General features: G+C 46.6%; 26 protein-coding genes and 1 pseudogene. 10 read left to right on the top strand and 17 right to left on the bottom strand.

Features of this window, described 5'->3' with window-relative positions:
- Positions 1 to 117: 117 nt before the first annotated feature.
- From prc to DFP83_RS02905, 9 genes are all read right to left on the bottom strand, one after another.
- Positions 118 to 2,178 (bottom strand): carboxy terminal-processing peptidase, encoded by a 2,061-nt coding sequence (prc, locus tag DFP83_RS02945; protein ID WP_110573020.1) that lies wholly within the window; start codon positions 2,176 to 2,178, stop codon positions 118 to 120.
- A 22-nt stretch (positions 2,179 to 2,200) separates the two neighbouring features.
- Positions 2,201 to 2,836, bottom strand: coding sequence for an RNA chaperone ProQ (gene proQ, locus DFP83_RS02940; protein ID WP_110573018.1), 636 nt, complete (start codon positions 2,834 to 2,836; stop codon positions 2,201 to 2,203).
- Positions 2,829 to 3,119: a hypothetical protein gene (locus DFP83_RS02935; protein WP_110573016.1), complete on the bottom strand. Its 291-nt coding sequence runs from the start codon at positions 3,117 to 3,119 to the stop codon at positions 2,829 to 2,831. The genes proQ and DFP83_RS02935 overlap by 8 nt, the downstream gene beginning before the upstream one ends.
- A 4-nt stretch (positions 3,120 to 3,123) precedes the next feature.
- Positions 3,124 to 3,594, bottom strand: coding sequence for a GAF domain-containing protein (locus DFP83_RS02930; protein ID WP_110573014.1), 471 nt, complete (start codon positions 3,592 to 3,594; stop codon positions 3,124 to 3,126).
- Positions 3,595 to 3,602: 8 nt separating this feature from the next.
- Positions 3,603 to 3,899 carry a YeaC family protein gene (locus tag DFP83_RS02925; RefSeq protein ID WP_110573012.1) on the bottom strand — a complete coding sequence of 99 codons (297 nt, stop codon included), beginning with the start codon at positions 3,897 to 3,899 and terminating at the stop codon, positions 3,603 to 3,605.
- Positions 3,900 to 3,907: 8 nt separating this feature from the next.
- A complete protein-coding gene (locus DFP83_RS02920; RefSeq protein WP_110573010.1) occupies positions 3,908 to 4,234 on the bottom strand; it encodes a hypothetical protein in 327 nt (108 codons plus the stop codon).
- A 134-nt stretch (positions 4,235 to 4,368) separates the two neighbouring features.
- Positions 4,369 to 6,045, bottom strand: coding sequence for an alanine/glycine:cation symporter family protein (locus tag DFP83_RS02915; protein WP_110573008.1), 1,677 nt, complete (start codon positions 6,043 to 6,045; stop codon positions 4,369 to 4,371).
- Between the two features lie 39 nt (positions 6,046 to 6,084).
- The gene (locus DFP83_RS02910; protein ID WP_181416368.1) at positions 6,085 to 7,218 is read right to left on the bottom strand and encodes a M14 family metallopeptidase; all 1,134 of its coding nucleotides are present in this window, start codon (positions 7,216 to 7,218) and stop codon (positions 6,085 to 6,087) included.
- 89 nt (positions 7,219 to 7,307) lie between these two features.
- Positions 7,308 to 8,753, bottom strand: coding sequence for a glyceraldehyde-3-phosphate dehydrogenase (locus DFP83_RS02905; protein ID WP_110573004.1), 1,446 nt, complete (start codon positions 8,751 to 8,753; stop codon positions 7,308 to 7,310).
- 124 nt (positions 8,754 to 8,877) lie between these two features.
- On the opposite strand from DFP83_RS02905, the gene DFP83_RS02900 reads away from it, so the two are divergent.
- A complete protein-coding gene (locus DFP83_RS02900) occupies positions 8,878 to 9,711 on the top strand; it encodes a DUF2989 domain-containing protein (protein ID WP_110573002.1) in 834 nt (277 codons plus the stop codon).
- On the opposite strand, the gene msrB is transcribed toward DFP83_RS02900, so the two are convergent.
- On the bottom strand, positions 9,680 to 10,087 hold the full coding sequence (msrB, locus tag DFP83_RS02895; RefSeq protein WP_110573000.1) for a peptide-methionine (R)-S-oxide reductase MsrB: 408 nt from the start codon (positions 10,085 to 10,087) through the stop codon (positions 9,680 to 9,682). The two genes, DFP83_RS02900 and msrB, sit on opposite strands and share 32 nt — an antisense overlap.
- A 91-nt stretch (positions 10,088 to 10,178) precedes the next feature.
- On the opposite strand from msrB, the gene pyk reads away from it, so the two are divergent.
- Positions 10,179 to 11,609, top strand: a complete 1,431-nt coding sequence (pyk, locus tag DFP83_RS02890; protein ID WP_110572998.1) for a pyruvate kinase — start codon at positions 10,179 to 10,181, stop codon at positions 11,607 to 11,609.
- Positions 11,610 to 11,632: 23 nt separating this feature from the next.
- Here the strand turns inward: pyk and DFP83_RS02885 are convergent, their stop codons facing one another.
- From DFP83_RS02885 to DFP83_RS02870, 4 genes are read right to left on the bottom strand one after another with little or no spacing between them, the layout of a single operon-like run.
- Positions 11,633 to 12,481: a DUF6279 family lipoprotein gene (locus DFP83_RS02885; protein WP_110572996.1), complete on the bottom strand. Its 849-nt coding sequence runs from the start codon at positions 12,479 to 12,481 to the stop codon at positions 11,633 to 11,635.
- Positions 12,481 to 13,305, bottom strand: a complete 825-nt coding sequence (locus DFP83_RS02880; protein WP_110572994.1) for a LytR/AlgR family response regulator transcription factor — start codon at positions 13,303 to 13,305, stop codon at positions 12,481 to 12,483. Before DFP83_RS02880 ends, DFP83_RS02885 begins: the two co-directional genes overlap by 1 nt.
- Complete coding sequence (locus DFP83_RS02875) at positions 13,302 to 14,387, bottom strand: sensor histidine kinase (RefSeq protein WP_110572992.1); 1,086 nt, start codon at positions 14,385 to 14,387, stop codon at positions 13,302 to 13,304. The genes DFP83_RS02880 and DFP83_RS02875 overlap by 4 nt, the downstream gene beginning before the upstream one ends.
- A gap of 33 nt (positions 14,388 to 14,420) precedes the next feature.
- Positions 14,421 to 15,122, bottom strand: coding sequence for a flagellar brake domain-containing protein (locus DFP83_RS02870; protein ID WP_110572990.1), 702 nt, complete (start codon positions 15,120 to 15,122; stop codon positions 14,421 to 14,423).
- Positions 15,123 to 15,200: 78 nt separating this feature from the next.
- On the opposite strand from DFP83_RS02870, the gene DFP83_RS02865 reads away from it, so the two are divergent.
- Complete coding sequence (locus tag DFP83_RS02865) at positions 15,201 to 16,976, top strand: M61 family metallopeptidase (protein WP_110572988.1); 1,776 nt, start codon at positions 15,201 to 15,203, stop codon at positions 16,974 to 16,976.
- Here the strand turns inward: DFP83_RS02865 and DFP83_RS02860 are convergent.
- The 3 genes from DFP83_RS02860 to DFP83_RS02850 form a co-directional block, all read right to left on the bottom strand.
- Positions 16,973 to 17,824: a M23 family metallopeptidase gene (locus DFP83_RS02860; protein ID WP_110572986.1), complete on the bottom strand. Its 852-nt coding sequence runs from the start codon at positions 17,822 to 17,824 to the stop codon at positions 16,973 to 16,975. The two genes, DFP83_RS02865 and DFP83_RS02860, sit on opposite strands and share 4 nt — an antisense overlap.
- Complete coding sequence (locus DFP83_RS02855) at positions 17,817 to 18,698, bottom strand: 6-carboxytetrahydropterin synthase (RefSeq protein ID WP_110572984.1); 882 nt, start codon at positions 18,696 to 18,698, stop codon at positions 17,817 to 17,819. The genes DFP83_RS02860 and DFP83_RS02855 overlap by 8 nt, the downstream gene beginning before the upstream one ends.
- 77 nt (positions 18,699 to 18,775) lie before the next feature.
- Positions 18,776 to 19,423: a LysE family translocator gene (locus DFP83_RS02850; protein WP_110572983.1), complete on the bottom strand. Its 648-nt coding sequence runs from the start codon at positions 19,421 to 19,423 to the stop codon at positions 18,776 to 18,778.
- A gap of 66 nt (positions 19,424 to 19,489) precedes the next feature.
- On the opposite strand from DFP83_RS02850, the gene DFP83_RS02845 reads away from it, so the two are divergent.
- From DFP83_RS02845 to DFP83_RS02815, 7 genes and pseudogenes are all read left to right on the top strand, one after another.
- Positions 19,490 to 20,386: a LysR family transcriptional regulator gene (locus tag DFP83_RS02845; protein WP_110572981.1), complete on the top strand. Its 897-nt coding sequence runs from the start codon at positions 19,490 to 19,492 to the stop codon at positions 20,384 to 20,386.
- 17 nt (positions 20,387 to 20,403) lie between these two features.
- The gene (locus DFP83_RS02840; RefSeq protein WP_157981523.1) at positions 20,404 to 20,883 is read left to right on the top strand and encodes a GNAT family N-acetyltransferase; all 480 of its coding nucleotides are present in this window, start codon (positions 20,404 to 20,406) and stop codon (positions 20,881 to 20,883) included.
- Positions 20,880 to 21,752, top strand: a pseudogene (locus DFP83_RS02835) (permease); the annotation flags it as partial. The gene DFP83_RS02840 and the pseudogene DFP83_RS02835, both read left to right, overlap by 4 nt.
- A 350-nt stretch (positions 21,753 to 22,102) precedes the next feature.
- Complete coding sequence (gene alkB, locus DFP83_RS02830) at positions 22,103 to 22,732, top strand: DNA oxidative demethylase AlkB (protein ID WP_110572975.1); 630 nt, start codon at positions 22,103 to 22,105, stop codon at positions 22,730 to 22,732.
- A 64-nt stretch (positions 22,733 to 22,796) separates the two neighbouring features.
- A complete protein-coding gene (locus DFP83_RS02825; RefSeq protein ID WP_181416357.1) occupies positions 22,797 to 23,324 on the top strand; it encodes an acyloxyacyl hydrolase in 528 nt (175 codons plus the stop codon).
- Between the two features lie 23 nt (positions 23,325 to 23,347).
- Positions 23,348 to 24,139: a 2,5-didehydrogluconate reductase DkgB gene (gene dkgB, locus DFP83_RS02820; protein ID WP_110572973.1), complete on the top strand. Its 792-nt coding sequence runs from the start codon at positions 23,348 to 23,350 to the stop codon at positions 24,137 to 24,139.
- Between the two features lie 64 nt (positions 24,140 to 24,203).
- Positions 24,204 to 24,608 carry a hypothetical protein gene (locus tag DFP83_RS02815; protein WP_110572970.1) on the top strand — a complete coding sequence of 135 codons (405 nt, stop codon included), beginning with the start codon at positions 24,204 to 24,206 and terminating at the stop codon, positions 24,606 to 24,608.
- Positions 24,609 to 24,638 lie beyond the last annotated feature (30 nt).

Raw genomic sequence — 24,638 nt, 5'->3', positions numbered from 1 at the left:
TTAGATCATTTCTTTTGTATAACGCGGTAGTTGACCACAAACTGCGTAGGTTGCCAAGCATACGTAAAAAAACCGCCACAAAGTGGCGGCTTTTTGAGCATCTTTATGATCATTGACCTAGTCGTTCTGAGCTAACTTCACATCGTCAATAAATTCAAATGCGACTGAGATAGTCTCATTCAGGTATGGATCGACTTCGAGCACTTCGTCATCAACATCGTCTATCGACTCTACTGGCTCCATGCCCAATCGCTTAAGGCGGTCATTAACACGCTGCAAACGTTCTTCTTTATCGGCCGCTTGCTCACTTTCGCGCTCTTCAAGATTCAGGCTGACCCACGTTTTTTCCATGTTGTTACGCAACTCTTCAATATCTTTGAAGATATAAGCGAACTCTGGATCTTTTTCGAGACGTTGATGTGCATTGCTGTTCAATGATTGAATCTCTGCGCTATCAAGATAGCTAAAGGTATCATATTGAGCGGGTTTAATCTGATCCCACCGCAATGCGTTATCTTCGCGACTTTCGCCCCACTCTGATGATTCAACATACGAAGGTAAGGTGACATCAGGCGCGACGCCTTTTAACTGGGTGCTACCACCATCAATACGATAAAATTTAGCGATCGTGTATTGCACACTGCCTAAGGGCTCACTAAAGAAGTCAAAGCGGCGATTTAAACCACGGTGCTGTTGCACTGTACCTTTGCCAAAGGTGTTCTCACCCACGATGAGAGCACGCTTATAATCTTGCATCGCAGCCGCGAAAATTTCTGAAGCCGACGCACTGTAACGATCCACCAATACAACTAAAGGTCCATCATAATAGGTCACACCATCACGATCCTTGCTCACTTCAACGTGACCACGACCATCACTCACCTGTACAACAGGACCTTCGTCAATGAACAAGCCCGTTAGACTAATGGCTTCGTTAAGAGCACCACCGCCGTTGCTACGCAAATCAACCACGATACCCTCAACCTCATCCGCTTTAAGGTCGTCAATTAATTTCTTAACATCGGCAGTGAGGTTGTTATAAAAACCTGGGATCTCGATGACACCCATTTTCCGACCTTTATTGGGGCCATCTTCTGGGACCTCGACATGCGCCTTAGCGGCACGGTCTTCTAATTTAACTTTATCGCGAACAATCTCGACCACTTTCGGTGTACCACCAACGCCTTGTGACGCCTCTAACACCTGTAAACGAACCGAAGACCCTTTCGGTCCTTTAATCATATCGACCACGTCATCAAGACGCATACCAATGATGTCGACGAACTCTTCGGCATCGTCACCAACACCTTGGCCAACAGCGATGATTTTATCTTCAGGCGATAACTCTCCGGTTTTATCGGCGGGTCCGCCCGGCACAAGACTGCGGATCACGGTGTAATCGTACTCCGACTGCAGTACTGCACCGATGCCTTCTAACTCGAGGTTCATGTTCTGTTGAAAACGCTCAGAGTTAGCAGGCGACAGGTAGCTTGTATGTGGTTCAATCGAGCGCGCAAAAGCATTCATAATGACCTGGAATGCGTCTTCGCTTTTCGAGTTAGTTAGACGGTTCAGTGCGCTGTTATAGCGCTTGCCTAAGGTCTCGACAATATCAGGCCACTCTTTGCCTGCGAGCTTTAAATTGAGCGCATCGTATTTAACACGTTGCTGCCACAACGCGTTCAGCGCCTCTTCGTCTTTTGCCCAGTCGGCCTCTTCGCGATCGTAATAATACTTCTCACCCTCTTCATCAAAGCTCATCGGCTTTTCTTCATCAAGCAGTGAGAGCGCATAAACATAACGTTGAAAACGGCGTTCTAAACTGGTTTGGTACAAATCATAAGCCACTTCCAGTTCGCCGCTTTCGAGCATGTCGTCAAACAAACGCGCGTACTCTTCCGATGCAGCGACATCTGACTTTAATAAGAACATTTTATTAAAGTCGAGCATTTCTAAGTAACGCTCGTGGATCTGCTCAGATAATTGATCGTTTAATTCAGGCTGCGAAAAGTGATAACGCGTAAAGTAAGACAAAACACGCTCACTGACCGTGTCGTGCTGACTTTCTTGTTCAAGTTGAGGTAACTCAGAAATTTCATGCGTAGGTGGAATCGCCAACGCGCTCGGGGCTAAGACCAGTAAAGCTAACGCGTTTAATTTAAACATTCCTGACTTCATATTGACGACTCCTGACTGACGCTTATTGTTTTACAAATACGTTTTCCGCTTTCACTTTCATGCTAAGACCGTTAGCCAACTGCACTTGCACATCGGTTTTGTCGATTTCGACAACAGTGCCTGGCATTGGACGGTTTCCTGCTTTCACCTGAACCTGTTGACCCACAGAAAGGCTATTAAGTTCAACATCTTTCAGCTTAGGTGCGGGCTTGCGTGCAGGTTTAGGCTTTTTATTCGCCTTTGTCGCAGGCGCAGGCTTCTTCTTAGGCTTATTACGTGCGTCTTCTGATTTTGTATCTGCGGCTTTACGCTGTTTTGCGCGTTCAGCAGCACGTTCCTTTGATTCTTTTAATGCTTCGGCGGCATGTTGTTGGTGCTCATCAAGCACTTTTTCAACGGCCTCGCCATCTAAATCAACGCGCTCACTGCCAACCTTCACACTGCGAAGATAACGCCAGCTGTTCGTATAGTGACGTAACGCCGTGCGTAAACGGGTTTTGCTCACCTTCTCATCGTCTTCTAGACGTTTCGCCAGATCTTCAAAAATCCCGATCTTTAAAGGCTTTGCATCACCTTGTAGGCTGAAACAGTTAGGAAACTGTTCGGCCAAATACGCAATGACGTCTTTACTCTTCGTCAGTTTTTCAGACTCACTCATTCCAATCTTCTTCCTGTTCACGGACGTTTTCTAAAACAGTACGAACAAACATGTCCATATCATCGAATTCGAGCTCGAGCAGCCGAGGCTCCTCAATCCACTCATATAACGTGAGACGCACGGCTTCTTCGAGCTGCTCTACGGTATCGGTTTCTAAACGCTGATCATTAATAAGATGCAGCATTTCATTAATCTGGTCGGCGGCTTCTTCTTCATGGTTTTCGAAGAAAACAGTATCCTCGTAATTTACCAGATACAGTTGGATGTCAAAATCAGCAAACATAGGGCTAGATTTGATCCCAATTAAAGGTAGCACAGATTGCCGCGATTCTCGCGAACATCTCTGCGTCATCGGCACTGAATCTGCCGACGCTTGGACTATCAATGTCTAACACACCAACGGTTTTGCCGTCGACAATAATGGGGGCGACAACCTCGCTATTCGAGGCTGCGTCACATGCAATGTGACCACTGAAATCATGTACATCGTGTACATGCTGTAAAGTTTGGGAATCAGCTGCTACGCCGCATACGCCCTGTCCAAACGGAATGCGCACGCAAGCGACTTTACCTTGGAATGGACCTAATACGAGTTCGCGTTCACCGCGGGTCAGATAAAATCCTGCCCAATTGATATTTTCGAACTGGTCAAAAATGAGAGCTGAAATGTTGGCTAGATTGGCGATTAAATCGGGTTCACCGGTTGTGATGGCTTCGCATTGGGTCACGATGTCATCACGCACTGATACTGCTTGCATAAGGCCTCTTATTCCGCGTCATCTTTAAGGTCAAAGCGTGCAATTGTGTCTGCACCGCCCTGCTCTGAAAATTGGCGCTTTAGTTCACTTTTTGATTTCGTGACTATGCGCCCGTCTTTCCCCACCGTGTAGTGTTGATCGCTATCGAGAAATTTAGCTTGATAGGCCATAACTAGCTGAAGGGAGTTTTCCAATTGTTCTTCTGAAAGTTTCGCACCGTCGGGCCAACGACCGGTTTCGACAGCGCTCACCAAGCGTTCGTAAGTATCTTGGCTCATACTATTAATGAGGTCTTCAAATTGCATGCTGTACTCTATCGCTTTCTTTTCAGCATAATCAACCGAACGCGGTTAATTACAAACCACACCAGTCCAATACCAATGACCAATAATGCAGTGCTTCGCTGCCAACTATTAGCAAGTGGTTGTTGGAAGAAGAGATAGACAAATGCTGCAATCGAGAGCAGTAGCGCTAACATCGACTGAGAAACCAGTTTATCTGACTTTTCTTGACGTAGTCGAGCCGCTTCACGCTCGATGTCTTCTTTTGAGCTACCCGCAAATACAAACTGACAATGAGGGCAATCTTTTGCTTTTGAAGACACGCGCTTGCCACACGACGGGCAATTGACTAATGCCATATCAAACACCTTTACTGATATATACCAAGCAATATAAGGCTTTTGTCACCAAATTCAAGGGACAGCCCCAATAAATGAGGTTTAAATAAAAAAAGCGAGGCGTTTGCCTCGCTTTTTTAGCATAAACGTTATGTTTATTTACGCTTTTGCTCTTTGTTGAAGTCCTGCCAATATGATTTAACAGTGCTCTTCATTTCTTTATGTAGCAATAACATACCAATTAAGTTAGGTAACGTCATCAATACGATTGCAACGGCAGAGGCTGTCCAAATCAATGTGGTGTCTGCAAAAGATGCCCAGAAGAAACCCGCCACATAAAGAATGCGGTATGGCATCACACCTTTTTGACCAAACAGATATACCACCGCACGGTCACCATAGTACGACCATGCAATCGCGGTCGAGAACGCGAATAGCAAGAGCGTTACTGGAATAATATACTGACCGAAATCACCAAGGTAACCATTTGCAAAGGCTAATGAAGTCAGCGCCGCCGAGTGAACCAACGACTTACCAACGACCTCAATATCGTCTTTGATCAAATTACCATTTTCAACTTTAACGCTACCCGTGTAAGCATCCTCGCCAGCTACGATGAAACGAACATCTTCAGCGACTGAGCGCGCGTGCAAGATAGTGAATTGGTTGTTTGTCTGTGCAACGCCATTTTCTACCTGTACCACACCATTGAATCGCTCAATCTGATTATCATCGGTCTGGTTAAGGTACGCATACAGTTGCTTACGATCGGCTTCCACCGTGTCATCGTAGTGACCTGCCACAAACTCAAGGTCGCTGCGAGCAAAGTTATTTTCGAACTTCTCGGTCCACACACCTGACGAGAGAATAACGAGACCCGTTAGTGTACAAATCAGGATGGTGTCTAGGAACGGCTCAAGAATAGAGACAAGACCTTCAGATACCGGATCTTTAGCACGCGCTGATGCGTGAGCAATTGGAGCCGAACCCTGACCTGCTTCGTTCGAGAACAAACCACGGTTAACACCTCGGTTAAACGCATACGCAAAGCTTGCACCTAAGAAGCCACCCGCCGCTGCAGAGCCGGTGAAGGCATCGCGGAAAATAGAGACAAACGATTCGCCAATATTATCGATGTTAAACGCGATAACACTCAAAGAGCCCAACACGTATAGGATACCCATGATAGGCACGATTTTAGACGTAACCGCTGCAATACGCTTGATACCGCCGATGATAACCATCGCTAGAAGAATAGAAAGCACCGCACCTGTGATAACCGGATCGATTTCGAAGGTTTGCTCCATCGACTGAGCGATGTTGTTAATCTGCGGCATATTACCGGTTCCGAACGAACTGATAATTGTAGCGATAGCAAAAATCACTGCTAACCACTTCATGTTCAAACGGCGATCCATATAGTACATGGGCCCGCCTGCCATGGTGCCGTCTTCCGTCTTAACGCGGTATTTGTGCGATAAAGTAACCTCAACGAACTTAGTGGTCATACCCATGAATGCGGTCATCCACATCCAGAAGATAGCCGCCGGACCACCTAAGAAGATAGCCAGTGCGACACCACCAATGTTACCCGTACCAACGGTACCCGACAGTGCAGTCGAGAGCGCTTGGAAGTGGCTGGTATCGCCTTGTGAGTCTTTTTTATCGAACTTACCGCTCAACACTCGCCAAGCATGACGAAAGTACCGAACTTGCGGAAAACCCAAGTAAAGTGTGAAGAACAAACCCACACCCAACAACAGGAATGGGAAATAGGCTGCTGAGCCCAAAAACCCATCAATCCATAACAGAATATTATTCAGCGTTTCCAAGGTGTATCCCCTTTATTTATTGTTATTTTTACCGCGTTTTTAAACCTTACGCAGGATCGGCGATACTGCCAATATAGCAGTCAGCACATCCTCGCCTAAACGTTGAGAGCGCGTTGAAGACCAACCAAAATCTTCATCAGGCAAGTCAGCATTATCTTTGAATGGCATTTCTAATGTATACGATAAACATTTAAAACGCTCACCAACAGCCGAGCATGCAACCGTCATGTTGGCTTTACCGGGTTCGTCCTTCTCGTAACCGAACGCGTCTTGGAACTCAGGTGTTGCCGCTAACAGCGCATTCTTAAATGTTTCTTCTAAGTGCTTGTGGCGTTCATCATACGATGGAATACCTTCGCAGCCCGCGACGAAGTTGTAAGGTAATGCTTCATCACCATGCACGTCTAAGAACATATCAACGCCGGTTTCTTGCATGCGTTTAAGCACGTAAAATACTTCAGGGCTTTTTTCTAAGCTCGGCTCTGCCCACTCACGGTTCAGGTTAGTACCTACCGCGTTAGTACGCAAATGACCACGTACACTGCCGTCTGGGTTCATGTTAGGAACCACGTAGAAGACATTCTCATCTAGCAACTTACGCGCCACACCGTCTTCGTCGTCTAACAAGCGACCAATCAAGCCTTCCATCAGCCACTCCGCCATTGACTCACCCGGGTGTTGACGTGCAGTAATCCAAATGGTGTTTTTCCCGTCGCTCGGTTCGCCAATAATCAGCAAGTTGAGCTCGCGACCGTCTAGCGTTTCACCAAGTAACTCATGGTAACAGTCAACTGACTGTTGCGCCTGCTGAATGAGGTCTAAGTGACGCTCATATGAATAAGGCACAAAATAAGCATAGTAAACAGATTCTTGTTCCGGTGTATGACGAATAGTAAGTTTTTCACCGTCGTACTCGGTTGGAACCCGGAACCAGGTGTCGCGATCATAGGAAGCCAACGCCTGGTAGTCTTTCCAGCCATCGGGATAAGCAGACTTGCCGGCGTTTTCAATGATCATCACATGTTCCTCGCCGACTTCGGCAAACAACTTGTAATGAAACCACTGATAAAAATCTGATTGATGATCCTTACGGATAGTAAGACGAATGTTGTCACTTGAGCTTGCTTCGATAACGTCGATATTGCCGCTATCAAACGCCGTATTGATACGTATCATGCGTTTCCTTTTTAATTTTTAAAAGCGAATGCTTAGCAGTATACGAAAAAAGCGCCACCGCGGGCGCTTTTTTCTGTTTTTCTGTGTTAACGAGGCAAATTAGGCACTTTAAGACCTGCCATTTGCTCTGCTACACGTACAACCTGACAGCTGTAGCCGAATTCGTTGTCATACCACACGTACAATACTGCGCGGTCATCTTCAACGATCGTCGCTTGCGAATCCACGATACCCGCATAGCGGCTGCCGACTAAATCGCTTGATACGATTTCAGTTGAGGCCGTGTAATCAATTTGGCTCTCTAACGAAGAGTGTAAAGCGGTTTTACGCAGATACTCGTTCAAGCCTTCGCGGTCGGTGCTCTTGGCAAGATTTAAGTTCATGATAGCCATTGAAACATTCGGCGTAGGCACACGGATCGCATTACCCGTGAGCTTGCCTTTAAGCTCTGGCAACGCTTTTGCCACCGCTTTAGCAGCACCCGTTGAAGTAATAACCATGTTCAACGGTGCCGAGCGACCACGGCGTTCAGCTTTGTGGTAGTTGTCGATCAAGTTCTGGTCGTTGGTGTACGAGTGAACTGTTTCAACGTGACCATTTTGAATACCGTACTCATCATTTACCGCTTTAAGTACTGGAGTAATCGCGTTGGTAGTACAGCTCGCTGCCGACAGGATGCGGTCATCATCTAAAATATCGTCGTGATTCACACCAAACACGATGTTCTTGATGTCGCCCTTAGCCGGCGCCGTCAACAATACTTTGGCAACACCTTTTGATTTAAGGTGTAAACCTAAACCGGCTTCATCTTTCCAAATACCGGTGTTGTCGATAACGATCGCATTGTCGATGCCATATTGCGTGTAGTCGACTTGATCAGGACCGTCTGAATAAATCACTTTGATCGAAGTACCGTTAGCTTTAATGCTGTTGGTTTCTTTATCGATAGTGATAGAGCCATTGAACTGACCATGAATCGAGTCACGGCGCAGCAAACTTGCACGTTTCTCGAGGTCGCCCTCTCGTCCGCCGCGCACAACAATCGCACGTAGACGCATTTTATTGTTGGCGCCGTTCTTCTCGATCAATAACCGAGCAAGTAGACGGCCGATACGACCAAAGCCATACAATACGATATCACGTGGTTCAATACTGTCGTCGACATCAGCTACCTCGGTTAACTCACGACGGAGATAGTCTTCGATAGACAAACCGTCCGCTTTACCACCGTGGTGATAACCATAAGCAAGTTTACCTAGATCAACACGCGCGGGTGCCATTTGCATTTTTGCCATAGCTTCCAAAAACGGGAAGCTCTCGCGCAAACGCACTTTTTGGCCTTCATAGCGGCGGATCAGGCGGTGGGCTTTAATGATATTAATTGTCGAGACATTTAATAGTGAACGACCATAAACAAGAATCTCAACACCAAAATTGCGGTATAATTTACCGATTAATGGTTGCATGAGTTCTGCGTACTCTTGGCGCTCCTGCCAACTTGAGAGTGTCGGGTCCTGCTGGTTAGCATTCATTAGCTAAGTCCTCATGGTATGATATGCTCAAAATCTCGAAGCGTATTGTACTTAAAAGCACACTCATAAGCCAACCTATGCTGGCGAACTTGTTAGTTTATCGTTGAATTAATGGAAGATATCAATGACATATGTACGTAGTATCGGATTAAACGCCGTTATCGCAACCGTTTTTTTCACCCTGTCTGGCTGTGAACAACGTCCGATTACGGTGCGCGAGGCTTGTGAAGCCTTACCCGATATTTGTTCTGATTTAAACCAAGATAACTGGTGTAACGCAGAACGTCGACAACTCATCTTAACCCGGTATGCAAATGAAACGGATGAAAGTCCTGCTCATCAATATTATTTATTGAAGGATCTGCAATCATATTCTCAGTGTATCGAACTAGCCTCGTCAATCGAGCATCGGAAGCTCAAGGCTAAACAATCACATCGTATTGAGGCGTATATCAATAGCCTTAACAATATTGAAAAGCTGGCTAAACAAACACGCGACAGCGAGCATCCCCTACTTCTCTATTGGCACTGGGCAAATAGAAGCGATATGGATGCGCTTGACCGTTTACTCGAACTCGAGGGCAAAGCCATCATGCAAACATCGGAACTGCAGTTTGCGCTTGCCACTTATTACGCAAAGGAAGATAACGCTAAGATGCTCGACTATCTTTATCGTTCACTCCGTCTATATACTCCTGAGCAACGCTTCAATGTCGAGATCCCGGAGTCACTGGTCACGCACTACTTGAACAGTCAGCTGGTTGATGAGGCTTATATTTGGGCGCTTGTTGCGATTCATTTTGAGTCGGAAGTACTTAAGATGGATAATTTGCATCATATTTTTATGCAAAAAGACGAGCGAAAACAATCGCTCGCCCAACTCGCAGAAATCATCATCGAGCAAATCGAGGAAGGTCAGTTTAATCTTAAGTCTGATTGGTCAGTGCCAACGAATTAACACAATAGCGTTGACCTGTTGCTGTGGGTCCATCTTCAAATACATGACCGAGATGACCTTTACATTGGCTACAAACAATTTCCACGCGATGCATGCCATGACTGGTATCTTCTAGATACTCAACGGCACCTTCGACTGCTTCATCAAAGCTCGGCCAACCGCAGTGTCCCTCGAACTGTTGTTGGCCAGTGAAAAGAAGCTGACCGCAGCCCGCACAGTGGTACTCGCCGTGCTCATTTACTTGAATAAACTCGCCACTAAAGGGGGCTTCAGTGCCTCGCTTTCGTAAAATCTGGTATTGCTCAGGCGTTAGGCGCTCGCGCCATTGCTCATCGCTTAGGGTTTCCCAATTGATATCTTTTTGCTGATTGCTCATTATTCACCTATGCCGTTGTTCTGACTTACTTTGTTAACAAACACTGTGATAGACTAAAAACTAATTCATTTGTTAATGCTCGGAGTTTTACATGTTGCGCCGTACTAAAATCGTTACCACCCTAGGTCCCGCTACTGATGACCCTAGTGTTCTGAAATCACTTATACAAGCGGGTGCTAATGTAGTACGTTTAAACTTTTCACACGGTTCGGCGGATGATCACATTAAACGCGCTGAACATGTTCGTAAAATATCAGCTGAGTTAAAAGCCCATGTTGCCATCTTAGGTGATCTGCAAGGCCCTAAGATACGAGTCGCGCGTTTCAAGAACGATAAAGTAACACTTTCTCAAGGTGAAAAATTCACCTTAGATGCAGAATACGACAGCAAATCGGGCAATGAACAAATCGTCGGGCTTGATTATAAAGAACTCCCTCGCGATGTAGCCCCTGGCGATATTCTTTTACTCGATGATGGACGCATCCGACTCGAAGTCACAAAAATTGACGGAACCGCAGTACACACTGAAGTACTTGTTGGCGGTCAGCTGTCGAATAATAAAGGGATCAATCGCCTTGGTGGGGGGCTTTCAGCCAAAGCTCTGACCGAGAAGGATTTAGAAGATATTAAAACCGCCGCGAAAATTGGCGTGGATTATCTTGCGGTGTCGTTCCCACGTAGTGGTGATGATATTAACGAAGCGCGTCAATTACTACGTGCTGCAGGCGGCAACGGGGTACTGTGTGCGAAAATTGAACGCGCAGAAGCCGTTGCGACCGAACATGCGCTTGATGATATTGTGCGCGCATCGGATGCCGTGATGGTCGCTCGTGGCGACTTGGGCGTTGAAATTGGTGATGCGCAGTTGGTCGGTAAGCAAAAGCTGATTATTAGCCGCGCACGTCAGTTGAATAAAGTTGTAATCACAGCGACTCAAATGATGGAGTCGATGATTGAAAACCCCATGCCAACACGTGCCGAGGTAATGGACGTTGCCAATGCCGTGCTCGATGGCACTGATGCCGTGATGCTGTCGGCGGAGACCGCCGCAGGTAAGCACCCTGTTGCGACCGTAAAAGCAATGGCTGAGATTTGTTTGGGTGCAGAAACGCACCCGAGTGCACAATTAAAACATCACGACTTAGAAGAGCATTTTTCAAGTATCTCGGAAGCCGCAGCCATGTCGGCGATGTATGCCGCAACGCACTTAACCGGTGTTAAAGCGATTATCGCGCTAACCGAGTCGGGCTTCACCGCTAAGCTGATGTCGCGCATTACATCACATCTACCCATCTTCTCGATGTCACGTCATTCGGATAGCCGTCATAAATGCGCACTCTATCGCGGTGTGTATCCTATTCAGTTTGACTCGACAAAAGCCGAAAACCCAATTCTGGCTGCCATTGATGTGATTAAAGGGTTAGGTCATGTAGCAAAAGGTGATTTGGTGGTGCTGACACACGGTGACGTAATGGAAACCGTCGGCTCGAGCAATACCTGTAAAATTATCGAAGTTAAATAATCTAAGTGAGGCACACGAGCGGCTTAGCCGCTGAAGTGTGCCTCGATATCTCTGCACAACTCAATATATTCGTCCAGTTGCTCAATCAGCGTATCGCGTTGTTCAGGGCTTAGAGTACCGCTTAGCTTGGCAAGATAACGATGACGAATACTGGCTTTCTCTTGACGGTTTTCGCGCTGCGCTTCAGACAACATTTGTTCAGGATCGGTAATCAGCGATTTAATTCGTTGCTCGTCCATTGGCGATGCCTTGAGTGCGCTTTCGAATGCATCTAACCAACGCTGACGATACGCGAGCCAGTCATAATCATCAGGCACCGCGGCGGCTTCTTCCACCCATGCTTTGACCAATTGCTTTTGCGCGTCGCTCAATGTACCTAATTGCTCTTCTAGGTTTTCTTGGCTACGTTTCACACGGTCGTAAGTAGCAAATAAATCGCCCCCCTCCTCTGCTTCCTCTTCTCGCTCTTCATCAATCTTGCCCTGCATTGACGTAATGAGCTGTTGTTTTTGTGCTGAGGAAAGTGCGTTAAGGAAGCTGGTATGAGCAGCAATCTGGTTTTTCATTTGCTGCCAAAAATACCAGGCGTCTAACTCCAGTTGCTCGATTAAGTCACGATCAACGGTGTCTTCCGCTAATGCCTGCCGCAAGCTTTGGAGTCGGACGCGATATTGTGGAATCTGATCAGTCGCGTGCCATTGATGAAGTTCACCAATAATTTCTGATGCACGCTCCTGCTGGTCATCAGTAAGCTCAACGTAATCGCCCAGTTGCCACTCAATAAAAGTATCAAGGTAACGATACCCGAATTGGGCCGTACAACCGACTAGAAAAACTGATAAAACAAGTATTGCCGCATAGATTCGAAGCATTAGTTTAATATAAGTTGTTTGATCCTATCTTTATAACTACGGCTGACTTTTAATTTTTGACCATTTTTAAGTGAAATATGGTATTCACCGTTTTGACGAGTGCATAACTTCTCGACTTGATTCACATTCACAATGGCAGAGCGGTGAATACGCTGGAATAAATTGGGGTTGAGTTCTTTTTCCAGTTCTTTCATAGTTCGGCGCAAAATAAAGGTCTCGCCGCTGGCATGGATACACATATAGTCTCCCGCCGCATCAATCCACTCGATAGCGTTGACAGGAACACGGGTTATTTCGCCGCTATCTTTAATGGCAATATGCTCAGGATAACGGCTCATAGGCACCTCATCACCACTTGCCAAGCGCTCAAGAATCACATCGCAGTCTTCACCCGTCACCTCGGCAACAAGGTTGACTAACTTCTGCTGTGTCGCATCAAACTCATTCGGTTCGAGTTCATGCTTTACACGTTCTATAGTTTCCGCCAAACGTTCCTCGTCAACGGGCTTTAATAGATAGTCGAGTGCCCGCACTTCAAATGCTCGAATAGCGTATTGATCAAATGCGGTGACAAACACGATAGCAGGTAATGTTGGCATACTCTGTTGCAACGATTTTAACACCTCAAATCCGTTCAAGCCTGGCATCTGAATATCTAAGAATACAATATCAGGCTTCAATGCACTGATTTCTGCTATGGCTTCGCGACTATTGCCTTGATGACCGATCAACGTGATTTCATCAAATGATTCCAGACGGATGGCCAGTCCTTTACGTGCTAACGATTCATCGTCAACGATGTAAGCAGTAAAACTACGACTCATACACTCTCCAAGGTTTCATAAGGCAAGACGATCTCTACGCATAAGCCTTGCGGTTCATTTTTTGTCATCCGAAAACTAAAATCATCACCATATAACGCTGATAATCGCTCTCGAGTATTTTTTAAACCGACACCCGCGTTCCGCATTAACAGCTCTGGTTTTTCCGGTGCATTCGGACCATTATCACACAAACGAACCTTTAGTTCTCCGTGCTCTATATAGGCAATCAAGGATAATACGCCTTGATCCTCGGTCTTAGCAATCGCATACTTTATAGCGTTCTCAATTAACGGTTGGAACAGCAAACTCGGAACCAATGCCTTCTTTGCTTCATCGCTGACATCGACAATAATTTCTAAGCGCTCATCAAATCGCACTTTCTCGATGTCGAGATACAGCATGAGTGCCTCGACTTCCTTTTTTAAGGTGATTTTCTTAATAGGATCGTTATCCAACGAAAACCTTAAAAAGTGGCTTAATCGGTTGACCATTTTGTTCGCGATCTCGGTATCTTTTACCAGAATCAGTGTCGAGATCGCATTAAGGCTATTAAACAAAAAATGCGGATTTAATTGATAGCGTAACATTTTGAGCTGTGCTTGATGCGCCATCGAAGAGGCCATGAGCGCTTTCTGTTTTTCACTCTGCAGCATGCGGTAGTACTTAATACCAAAATACAAACCGCTCCAGCTCAAAACAATGTAGAACTTAGCAATATTATTCTTAAAATACGCGAGCTTACTATCGGGAGTAAATCCAAACTTATAAATTTCCCAATAGGTCGCATTATCGATGACTGCCCAAAGGCAAGCGATGGTGTAACTCGCCAAGATAACGACAATCATTAACAGCAGCGGGTGCCACTCCCACACGCGTTGATAAAAATAACGAAGCGGCAGCGTTAAAAAAAGACCCGTATACGCACCCAGAATCAACACCACGCCATAAATATCACGCATTTCGTGCATGAGCGAGCCGATGTAGTTGACCAGCGCATAACCAGCCCATCCGCCAAACTGTAAAAGCCAAAACCAGCGATCGGAGCCAGGAAACCATGACTTACTAAGAATTGCGTTTACCAACGTATTAACCCTTATTGCTATGCAAGTCGCGCATTAAGACTGAGCACGCGAGAGTGCATCAATATCGACTAAGCTTCCCGAAAAGAGTCCGTTAATCGCTTCTTTTTGATGACTATTGAACTGCACGCCCAGGGTGACTTCATCACTTGAGGTTTTAACCTGTCGTACGATACTTCCCAGCTTAATCGTGTTGCCAGACTTTTGATTAACGATGAGATTGGCTCGTTGACCAGTCTCCCATTCAGATGGGTTTTCTTGCTCTTCATCGACCGGCTCATCAAGTGAATAACGCAACTTACACCCTGTTTCTGAAACATCCAAAATGATGGCTTCAACGGAAGAGGCAACGGTATTATCCTCTGCGAGACGCTCTATTGTACAAGGCAGGTAAGCATCGAAGCGTCGCCCTTGACGTATCACGCGACTTTCAACTTGCTTAGGCCAGTCTAAAAACAGCATTTTAGTGGGATGGGCTACGACGAAGTCGATATCACTACGAAACGCGCAAATTTCACCGCTCTCGTTTTCTAGCACAAAGCGCACAATGATTGGCACACCCTCGTAAAGGTGTTCTCTAAGCTCACCGTAGCGCCGAGAATCAGGCATGTTGACGATAAACCAACGTCCCATAACAGCACCGATAAAGTCTGTCTGAAAACGCGCTGGCACATTAAGACCAGATATCTGAATTTCGACTTTTTGCCCTACGGTCAGCTGCTTGATTTTCGCCGTCATGCAATCCCCTGTAAATAAAACTAAGTATGTTAATATAATTCCTAAAAGCCAATGACTGTCAAACAAAGGAGTATAAGTTTGAATAACTACCACATTAACCCAATTGACCCTAAAGGTCATTTATTTGAGGTCACGGTCGATATCGCAAACCCTCATCCAGATGGTCAAGAACTCTGGCTTCCTAATTGGATACCCGGTAGTTATTTAATTCGCGATTTTAGCAAACATATCATTGGCATATACGCTGAACACGATGGACACGCAATTAAGCTCGATCAAATCAGTAAAAACCGTTGGCGCTTAGCGCCGTGCGACCATCCGGTGCAAGTAAGCTATCAAGTATACGCCTATGATCTATCGGTAAGAAGTGCTTATCTCGATGAGTTGCAAGGTTTCTTCAACAATACATCATTGTGTTTGGCTGTTGCCGGTCAGGAGCAACAACCTTGCCGCTTGAAACTTGAGCCCAGTGATGCGGTCGCTGATTGGCGAGTAGCAACGGGGATGCCACGGATCTCGGGCAAATCACACAGTTGGGGTGAGTTTGAGGCAGAAAACTATGACAAACTCATCGACTACCCTTTCTTGCTTGGTGATCTGACCATCGAGGAATTCATTGCCCATGGTATTAAGCACTCGTTGGTTCTCAGCGGACGCCACAAAGCAGATACCGCGCGAATCACAGCCGACTTGGCACGTATTTGTGAATATCAGCTAAAAATGTTTGGCGAACCGGCACCCTTTAAACATTATACCTTCTTGACCATGGTCGTTGGCGATGGGTTTGGAGGGCTTGAGCACAACAATTCAACCGCCCTCGTATGCAGTCGCAAGGACTTAATCAAAGCGGGGCAAACAAAGGTCGATGATAACTATGAGACCTTTTTAAGCTTATGCTGTCACGAGTATTTTCACAGCTGGAACGTCAAAACGTTAAAACCTAAGGCATTTATTCCGTATCCGCTTGAGCGGGAAACCTACACCGAGCAACTGTGGTTCTACGAAGGAATGACCTCTTATTTTGATGACTATTTGCTGCATCGCGCGGGGATTATTTCGGCTGACCGCTATTTACGCTTGCTCGGCAATACGCTGGCACGTGTAGAACGCGGTGTCGGACAATACCAACAGTCCGTGACTGAATCAAGCTTTCTCGCGTGGACCAAGTTTTATCAACAAAACGAGAACTCGCCGAACAGCATTGTGAGCTATTACGCAAAAGGTGGTTTGATTGCACTGTGCCTTGACTTGACCATTCGCCTGCAAAGCGACCATCAGCTCGACTTGCAACAGGTCATGCGCGACTTTTGGCATCGCTACGGTAAAACGAATGAAGGAACTGAAGACCATACCTTTATTGAGTATCTCAGCCATTACACGGCACTTGATGTCAATGAGTTCATGCACGCTGCATTGTACTCGCGCGAGCAATTGCCCGTAACGGCGCTACTAGAAAATTTCGGCGTAAAAGTAGCGCGTCATGTTCCAGCCAATGACTTACAAAGTAACGGTAAGCTACCAGAAAAATCGGCGAAAGTGACGTTAGGTGCTCGTTACAAGAGCCATCCACAAGGTATCGAGCTAACTCATGTCTACCACGATGAGACGGCCTACGATGCGGGTCTATCTGCAAATGACCGTATCATAGCGATCGATCATTTACAGGTCAGCGTTGATAACCTCAGTGAAGTTTTGGATGCCTTTAAGCCAGGCGACAGCGTCACCGTGCATGCCTTTAGACGGGATGAGTTAAGAACATTGAAGTTAACTTGGCAAGCACCGAAGAAAACAAGCTACGTGCTGTCTATCACGCAGCCTGAGCATTTAAACGGCTGGTTAAAAACGACGGCCTAATGAGTATCAGCTAACGGATAAAGCTGGGGTAATAACGCAGGATCGAGGCGTTCATTACCCCAGTTCACACGCCAATCAAGGTGCGGACCCGTTGCCCGGCCTGAAGCACCAATTTCACCAATCTTTTCACCTTGCTGAATGGTATCACCGACCTCAACAGATAGCTTACTCAAATGCAGATATGTTGTATTCACACGATATCCGTGATCAATAATCAGTGTACCACCCGAGTAAAATAAATCAGGCTCCGCCAATGTGACGACACCACTCCAAGGCGCATAAACGGGCGTCCCTGTTGGTGCCGCTATATCCTCGCCGTAATGCGGACGACGTGGTTCACCATTATAAAAACGCTGTGATCCATACACACCACTGATGCGCCCTTCTGCGGGCTTACGAACCGGTGTTAAAAAGTCCATGCGCTCCGAATCAGCTTGACGCGCGCGCCACACTTTTGCCGCTTCAGCTTTTGCGCGTTTTACCTGCGCAGGGTCTGGTGTGACGGTTTTTTGTGGTACGCCTTCAACACGGTCAATGTTGTATTCACGTTTGCTCAAGGTTAACTGCAAAGGCTTTTTGGTACCATTCTCAACCACTTCAAGCGTCTGATTTAACTCTGCATCGCGACCAAAGCCAATGACAAAATAACCCGCTTCACTGATGGCGAGCGGCTTACCTTGGTAGATGACTTGAGTATTAGGTTCGACCTGTCCAATGAGCAACGCACCTTGCGTCAGTTTACCGTGCCAAGTAACAAGGTCTTGGTCATTCGCCGCCCATACGGCAGAGGTAACACCGATACTCACTAATGAGATAAGAGAAACCAGTTGCTTCAACGGGCTAAGCATAGGCAATCGCTCCTTTACCCACCCCTTCGAACGCTTTAACTTTAACGCGTTGCTCTGGGTGCGTTTGTTTGATCTGAGCAGCAATGAATTCTGCAATACACTCAACAGTAGAGTCAGAATCAATAAAATCGTTCTCGCTTTTTGGCACCATTAATTCGAATAACCCCTGATCCGCCACATAGCTATAGCCAACATGCGTTGCCTCGCTAATTTGTTTAGCCGACTCAGAGCGCTGCAAACGCTTTATTTCAACTTTGTCTTCTTCAGAGCCAATGTAGATGTCTTCCCAACGCTCAGACCACTGCTTCTCAAGGACCGGTTGACGGATATTGTCGAGCGCAATTTGAATTTTTGACCGGTGTCCATGTGCAATACGTTGGCAGTTACCATCATGCTTTTTAAGACCATGAGTGTAATGGTAGTAAAATCCATCAATCGCTTCGGGGCGCAATGACAAACGTAAACCTTGTACATTTCCCGGCAACTCGCGCTTGATCACCGCGCGCAGATAATCTGTCACCGTTAACGCATCAACTTTTTCGGCATCAATATAAGCAAAGGCTTCAGCCGGACAAAAAAGATGAATTGAGCGCCCTTCTGGTCGCATAAAGTCGACCCAATGCGATTCATCATCAGCCGAGTGTGTCACCTGTGTGAAAGCATGCCCGCTCGGTACCAAGAGCTTATGATCGACTGACCGATCAATAATCGCTTTAATCTGCTTTTTTACACGACCAAAGTCTAGCACCATTGACTGTTCATTAAGTGAACCATCCAATTCGATATCGACAATCCAGCTTTCTCCCACGATACCGCGCTCAGCGCACAGGTAGGAACAATCAATTACGGTCAAATCATCTACAAATAACAGCATAGCTCTCGCTTACATCTTATAAAAATCGGTTCAATTATAACGTTATTCATTGGGTTACGCACCCAACGCCAACATGCTTAAGCAATAATTTTCAGTTCACTGAGTACATCAACAAGTAAATGCACCGCCAAGCCAATCAGTAATAAGCCCATCAATCGGTCAACCCAGTGCATGTAGCGCCAAACGCGTTTAAACACGCGCTCAGATGACAACACCCGAGAGAGAAACAAAAACCAAATGCCTGTCGCGATGATTAAGTAAACCGCGTAACCCATTTGCCAGGTAAACGGTGTTTCTGGGCTAATCACCACGGTGAACAAAGTCAAAAAGAATAGTGTGGCTTTAACATTAAGGCCGTTGGTAATAAACCCCGTCATAAACGCACGTCGTTCAGACGGTCGTTGAGGGTCATACTCATGTGTATTCGGCGCTGGCTTCGGTTTAGACTGTAAGGCGCCCACCCCCATGTACGCCAAATACAGTGCACCTGCGGTCAAAATAGCCGCATAAAGCCACTGGGTTTGTTTAATAATAATGGCAACGCCTACCAAGGAATATGTCACGTGCAAAATAATACCCGCAGCAATACCAAGGCTGACATAAGCGCCGACTTTACGACCATAAGATAAGCTATAGCGTGTCACCACGGCAAAGTCTGGACCAGGACTCGCCACCGCGAGTAAGTGATAGGTAGCAATCGTAAGAAACTCTGCCCAATAAGACACTACTTGCGCCTCCATGCAATTAAGGTTAACTTTTAGTTAATTCAAATTAAACAAAGCTGGTTAGCTATGAGCACTAAATCTAACTTGTCATTGAACGCGCTGCGTGTCTTTGACGTGGCTGCACGCGCGGGTACCTTTAAACAAGCAGCACAGCAATTGGGTGTCACGCAAGCCGCGGTGACTCGACAAATCCAAACACTCGAAAATCAATTAGGTATGCGGTTGTTCCAACGGGATAATCGCGTTCATGCGCTGACGCCTGCTGGACTCGAATTGGCACCCGCACTTGAAAGCATTTTTCGCGAGTTGGATCATACTATTCAGCGTGCTCGTTCGACCGCTGATCATAACATTACCCGACTGACACTGGCTATCAGTTCTGAACGCTTACGCTACTGGCTTCAAGACCGATTGGCTGACTTCCACTCTATTTATCCGCATATCCAACTCAGTTTTGTACGGAGCGATGAACAAGTCAATGATCATCAACAAGCAGAATGGGCAAGCCAAATACAGCACGAGAATATTGACTTACTGATCAGTCAAAGTCTCCTGCGTGACACGCAGGTGCAGCAAACCACGCTGTATAAGCCCAGTTACATCGCTATCAGCCCCGACTCCACTTGCCAACCAAATGAGGCGACTTGGTTTGTAGATAAGGGACACCCGATGCATCAACGGGTTATTAACCAACACACCCATGGCAGCGTGTCACTCAACATCAACCAGTGCGCTGATACCACCATGGCGCTCGATTTAGCCGATACCTATCAAGGCATTGCTATCATTGACGAGCAGCTTGCTTATCATCCCTCACTGAAACACTGGCACGTACTTGGAAATCCCGAATCCTCTCGAAGTGTCGCGGTGTATGCGCAGTATCGAAAGAAACGCCGTTATTCGGTGGCATTAGTCGCCCTACTCAATTGGCTTAAGTTACAAGTCAAAGATATCGACATCTAAGACGAGGAGTTATCAAGGTGCCTAACACCCCTCTAAAAACCGAACTTTTTAATTTTAAACGTCACGATATCGCACAGGTCGTAGCGATTGAGCAACAGCTATACAACGATCTGGCCTACCCTGAGCTGTTGTTTTATCAAGCCGTGCATCAATGGCCAAGTTCACAGTTCATTTGTCGCGACGCCGACAACATCCTCGCTTATGCCATGTACGCCCCAGCGGAGAAAGCCAACACCCTGTGGTTAATGTCAGCGGCGGTAAAACCTAATTGCCAAGGCCGTGGCGTCGGCACAAAACTTTTGAGCGATAGTCTGCGTAGTCTAGATGAACAAGGCACAACTTCGATTCTGCTCAGCGTGGCGCCGAATAACGCAGCCGCGGTCAGTGTGTATGAAAAATTAGGCTTCGAAGTAATAGAAACCGCCGAAGATTATTTAGGTCAAGGCCAACATAGACTCATCATGCAGAGGAAAATCACCGACAAGGATTCACTATGAACTTTTTGCAGGATTGGGCAAGTGCCGCACATACCAGTGTGGGCTTTTTCTGGATGGCATTATGGGCGTTCGCCCTTGGGTATTTAGTCAGTAGTCTGATCCAAGTGATGGTTAGCCGAGGTCGTATGAAGCGCCTGATGGGTGATGACTCACCCAAGTCGATGGCACTCGGCACCTTTTTTGGATTTATCTCGAGCTCCTGCAGCTTCGCTGCACTATCAACGACCCGCGCGCTGTTTAACAAAGGCGCCTCATTTCCTGCATCAATGGCATTTTTACTTGCGTCGACCAATCTGGTTATTGAACTCGGCTTCGTCATAGCAATCTTTCTCAGTTGGCAATTTGTCGCTGGCGAATATATCGGCGGCTTACTGTTAATAGTCTTTGCTTGGCTTTATATCAAACTGACCTCACCCACTGGGCTCATTAAGTCGGCACGTAAACAAGAAGATGGCGAAGACGAGGATAATTCGAGCAAAGCGTGGCGAGCCTTACTCAGTCGTGAAACCTGGCAACAGGTAGCAAAAAAGTACCAAATGGAATGGCAGATGGTATGGCAAGACGTTCTGCTGGGGTTTACCGCAGCGGGTATCATCTCGGCGTTCGTACCCAGTGAGTTTTTCCATTGGTTATTTCAAGGTTCAGGCGCTGAGGTGAGCGATGCATCGTTCTGGCAAGTGTTGCAACAAACCATCGTCGGACCGCTTGCAGCATTCTTCACTTTTATTGGTTCCATGGGCAATATTCCGCTGGCAGCGGTGCTCTATGGCGAAGGCGTTGCATTTGCCGGTGTCATGGCATTCATCTTCTCGGACCTCATTGTTCTGCCTGTGCTGCGTATTAACGCAAAGTACTACGGCTGGAAAATGGCATTGTATATTGCCCTCATGCTGTTTGTGTGCCTCGTATTAACAGCGCTGACGCTGCATTATGGCCTGTTCGCATTTGATGCGTTACCCGACCATTCACAGCAGCAGCACATCACCGAGCGCGCGTTTTTCTCAGTTGACTATGGCTTTATTCTGAACATTATCTTCGTAGCCGTCAGTGTTAGCCTCGTTTACTTAACCCAACGCCAAACACACCAACACAGTCATCACGGACACCACCACGACCATCATCACCATGCTAAAAGTTGGCGTGACCATTTGATGAACGGTCTCTGTGCTCTAGCCGGCGTATGGTTGGTCATAGGGCTCATACTCAATGGGGTGCTTTAGTGTCACTTTTTGATGGTGCCGATCCAGTCCAGTTTGCCCCGGGCGCTTGGCTTTATCCGGGCTATGCTACACAGCAGGCTGCCGACATATTGGCAGCCATTCGAGCGTGTGTGCGGCAGGCGCCTTTGCGACACTTCACTACGCCTGGTAATAAAAAAATGTCTGTTTTAAGTAGTAATTGTGGTGATTTTGGCTGGGTATCCGACACAAAAGGTTATCGCTATCAAGCACTGGATCCGCTCACCCATGCGCCATGGCCAAAAATTCCCAGCCTGTTATACGAGGACGCCGTGCGTGTTGCTGAGCAAGCAGGCTACCCAGATTTTGTGCCCAATGCGTGCTTAATCAATGTGTATAAACCCGGTGCTAAAATGGGACTGCACCAAGATCGCGACGAATCCGACTTAACTCACCCCGTGGTCTCTTATTCATTTGGTCTGCCCGCGCGTTTTATCTGGGCTGGTCAGTCACGTACCGGCGCGAAACAACGTCTGCCGCTGAATCATGGAGATGTATTAGTTTGGGGCGGTTCCAGCCGGCTCAATTATCATGGTATTGATAAACTCGTCGACGGCACCCACCCTCTCACCCAACAAACACGTGTAAACCTCACATTAAGAAAAGCTTAATATCTGCTGATCCATTTACATACAGTCACGTATGTATCATTACCTGTATATGAGAGGAAGTAGTATGAGCAGTATCAAAACAGCGGCAGTCGCATTGGCAGCCGCAACCTTTTTATTACCTGTACAAGCAGATGAGTGGCACGTGTCAGCCTCGTATTCAACCGATCAATTGCGTGGCGCACGTGTTGGCTATCGTACCGAGAGTACCCAGTTTGACTTTCTACAGTGGGCCGGTAGCCCACAAGTAAGTCTAGAAATGGGGCTCAATCATTGGCAAGATTCGAACGATACGTCTGATAATATTACCGCATTCACTGTTTCACCTGTGTTTCAGTGGCAGTTAACCGAAAGTGCCACTCCACTCTATTTGGAAGCGGGCATCGGCGGTAGTTATTTTGACAAAACACGTATTGGCGACCGCCGTTTATCAACACAGTTCCAGTTCGAAGACCGAGTAGGATTGTCATGGCAATACAGTGCCGCCAGCGATGCTCGTATTACCGTTCAATATTCCCACTACTCTAACGCGGATATAAAGCGACCTAACGACGGATTGGACTTTTATTCGATTTATTGGGTATTACCTATTTGAATACCTTAGCAAAGGAGGCAATTATGATTCCCCAGTTTGGTATGGGTACATTCAGACTCGAAGGGCAAGAACTCACGGATCTCGTTAGTGCGGCGATTGACATGGGTTATCAACACATTGATACCGCACAGTTTTATGATAACGAGGCGGATGTAGGCAAAGCACTCGCTCAGCATAGCAATAAAGATGTGTTTGTAACTACCAAAGTATGGTACGAAAAGTTAGTCTATCAAGATGTGCTGGATTCATTGCAAGAGAGCCGTGATAAGCTACAGCGCGACACCATGGATCTTGCGCTCATCCATTGGCCTTCGCCCAATAATGAAGTGCCAGTTGAAGAGACGCTAGATGCACTACAAAAAGCGCAGCAAGATGGTTTGATAAAACATTTTGGTGTATCTAACTTTACTATTGATTTGCTAAATCGTGCCGCTGCGCATGTAGGTCAGGAAAACCTGTTGACCAACCAAATCGAAGTACATCCCTTTTTCCAAAATCATGCAATTACCGATGCCTGTAAGCAGATGGGCGTCAAGGTAACGGCGTATTTGCCGTTGGCAAAAGGTGCCGTGATGGATAACGCGGTTATGCAAGATATCGCTGAAAAACATAACGCTTCACCTGCACAAGTGGCTATCGCTTGGCAATTGGCGAATGGCTATATCGCTATTCCATCAACCACCAAGGTTGATCACTTAAAGTCAAACTTTGAGGCACAGCAGTTAAAGCTCGACCAAGATGACTTGAAAGCTATTGCTGACATTGATAAAGACGATCGGTTAATTGATCCTGATTTTTCACCCGATTGGGATTAAAAAGTAACCTTTAGGCAGCGTACCTTGTGCGCTGCCTATTGAACATCCCTTAGGTTCTGGCACAATGCCGTTAAGTCCGTTTTTAAAACACAGTGCCATGACTCGATTTTCACAACATCAGAAACCTTCTTTCATTGCGGTGTGCATTGCGCTCGCGGTGGTGTTTGTGTTGTGTTGGGGTAATCGCTTCAGCCTCGTCAAAACGTGTCAGTTAAGTGACCAACACAGTCAAGTAACGGCATCTACGGACTCAGTCAATCACACATCACCCGATAGCCACAAACAATGTGATCACGCCTCGCATCTACTCAAAGTGAGCCAACTCGATATCAGCGCGCTGGCGCTATTCGTGGTGTTTATTGGTTTCATTCTTCATCAAAATCGAACCGCGCGACAACCAAGCTATCGCTATCGTGCCGCCAAGCCTAAACGAAGGTGCCATAGCCTGTTCTGCTTGTTCCTGGAATAGCCCCATACGTTTAACTCAACAACGTATTTA

This window comes from Idiomarina fontislapidosi (assembly GCF_003226255.1).
GTDB classification, from domain to species: Bacteria; Pseudomonadota; Gammaproteobacteria; order Enterobacterales; family Alteromonadaceae; genus Idiomarina; species Idiomarina fontislapidosi.
The sequence above is the reverse complement of the archived record's forward strand: the minus strand, read 5'-3'. Positions and strand labels throughout refer to the sequence as shown.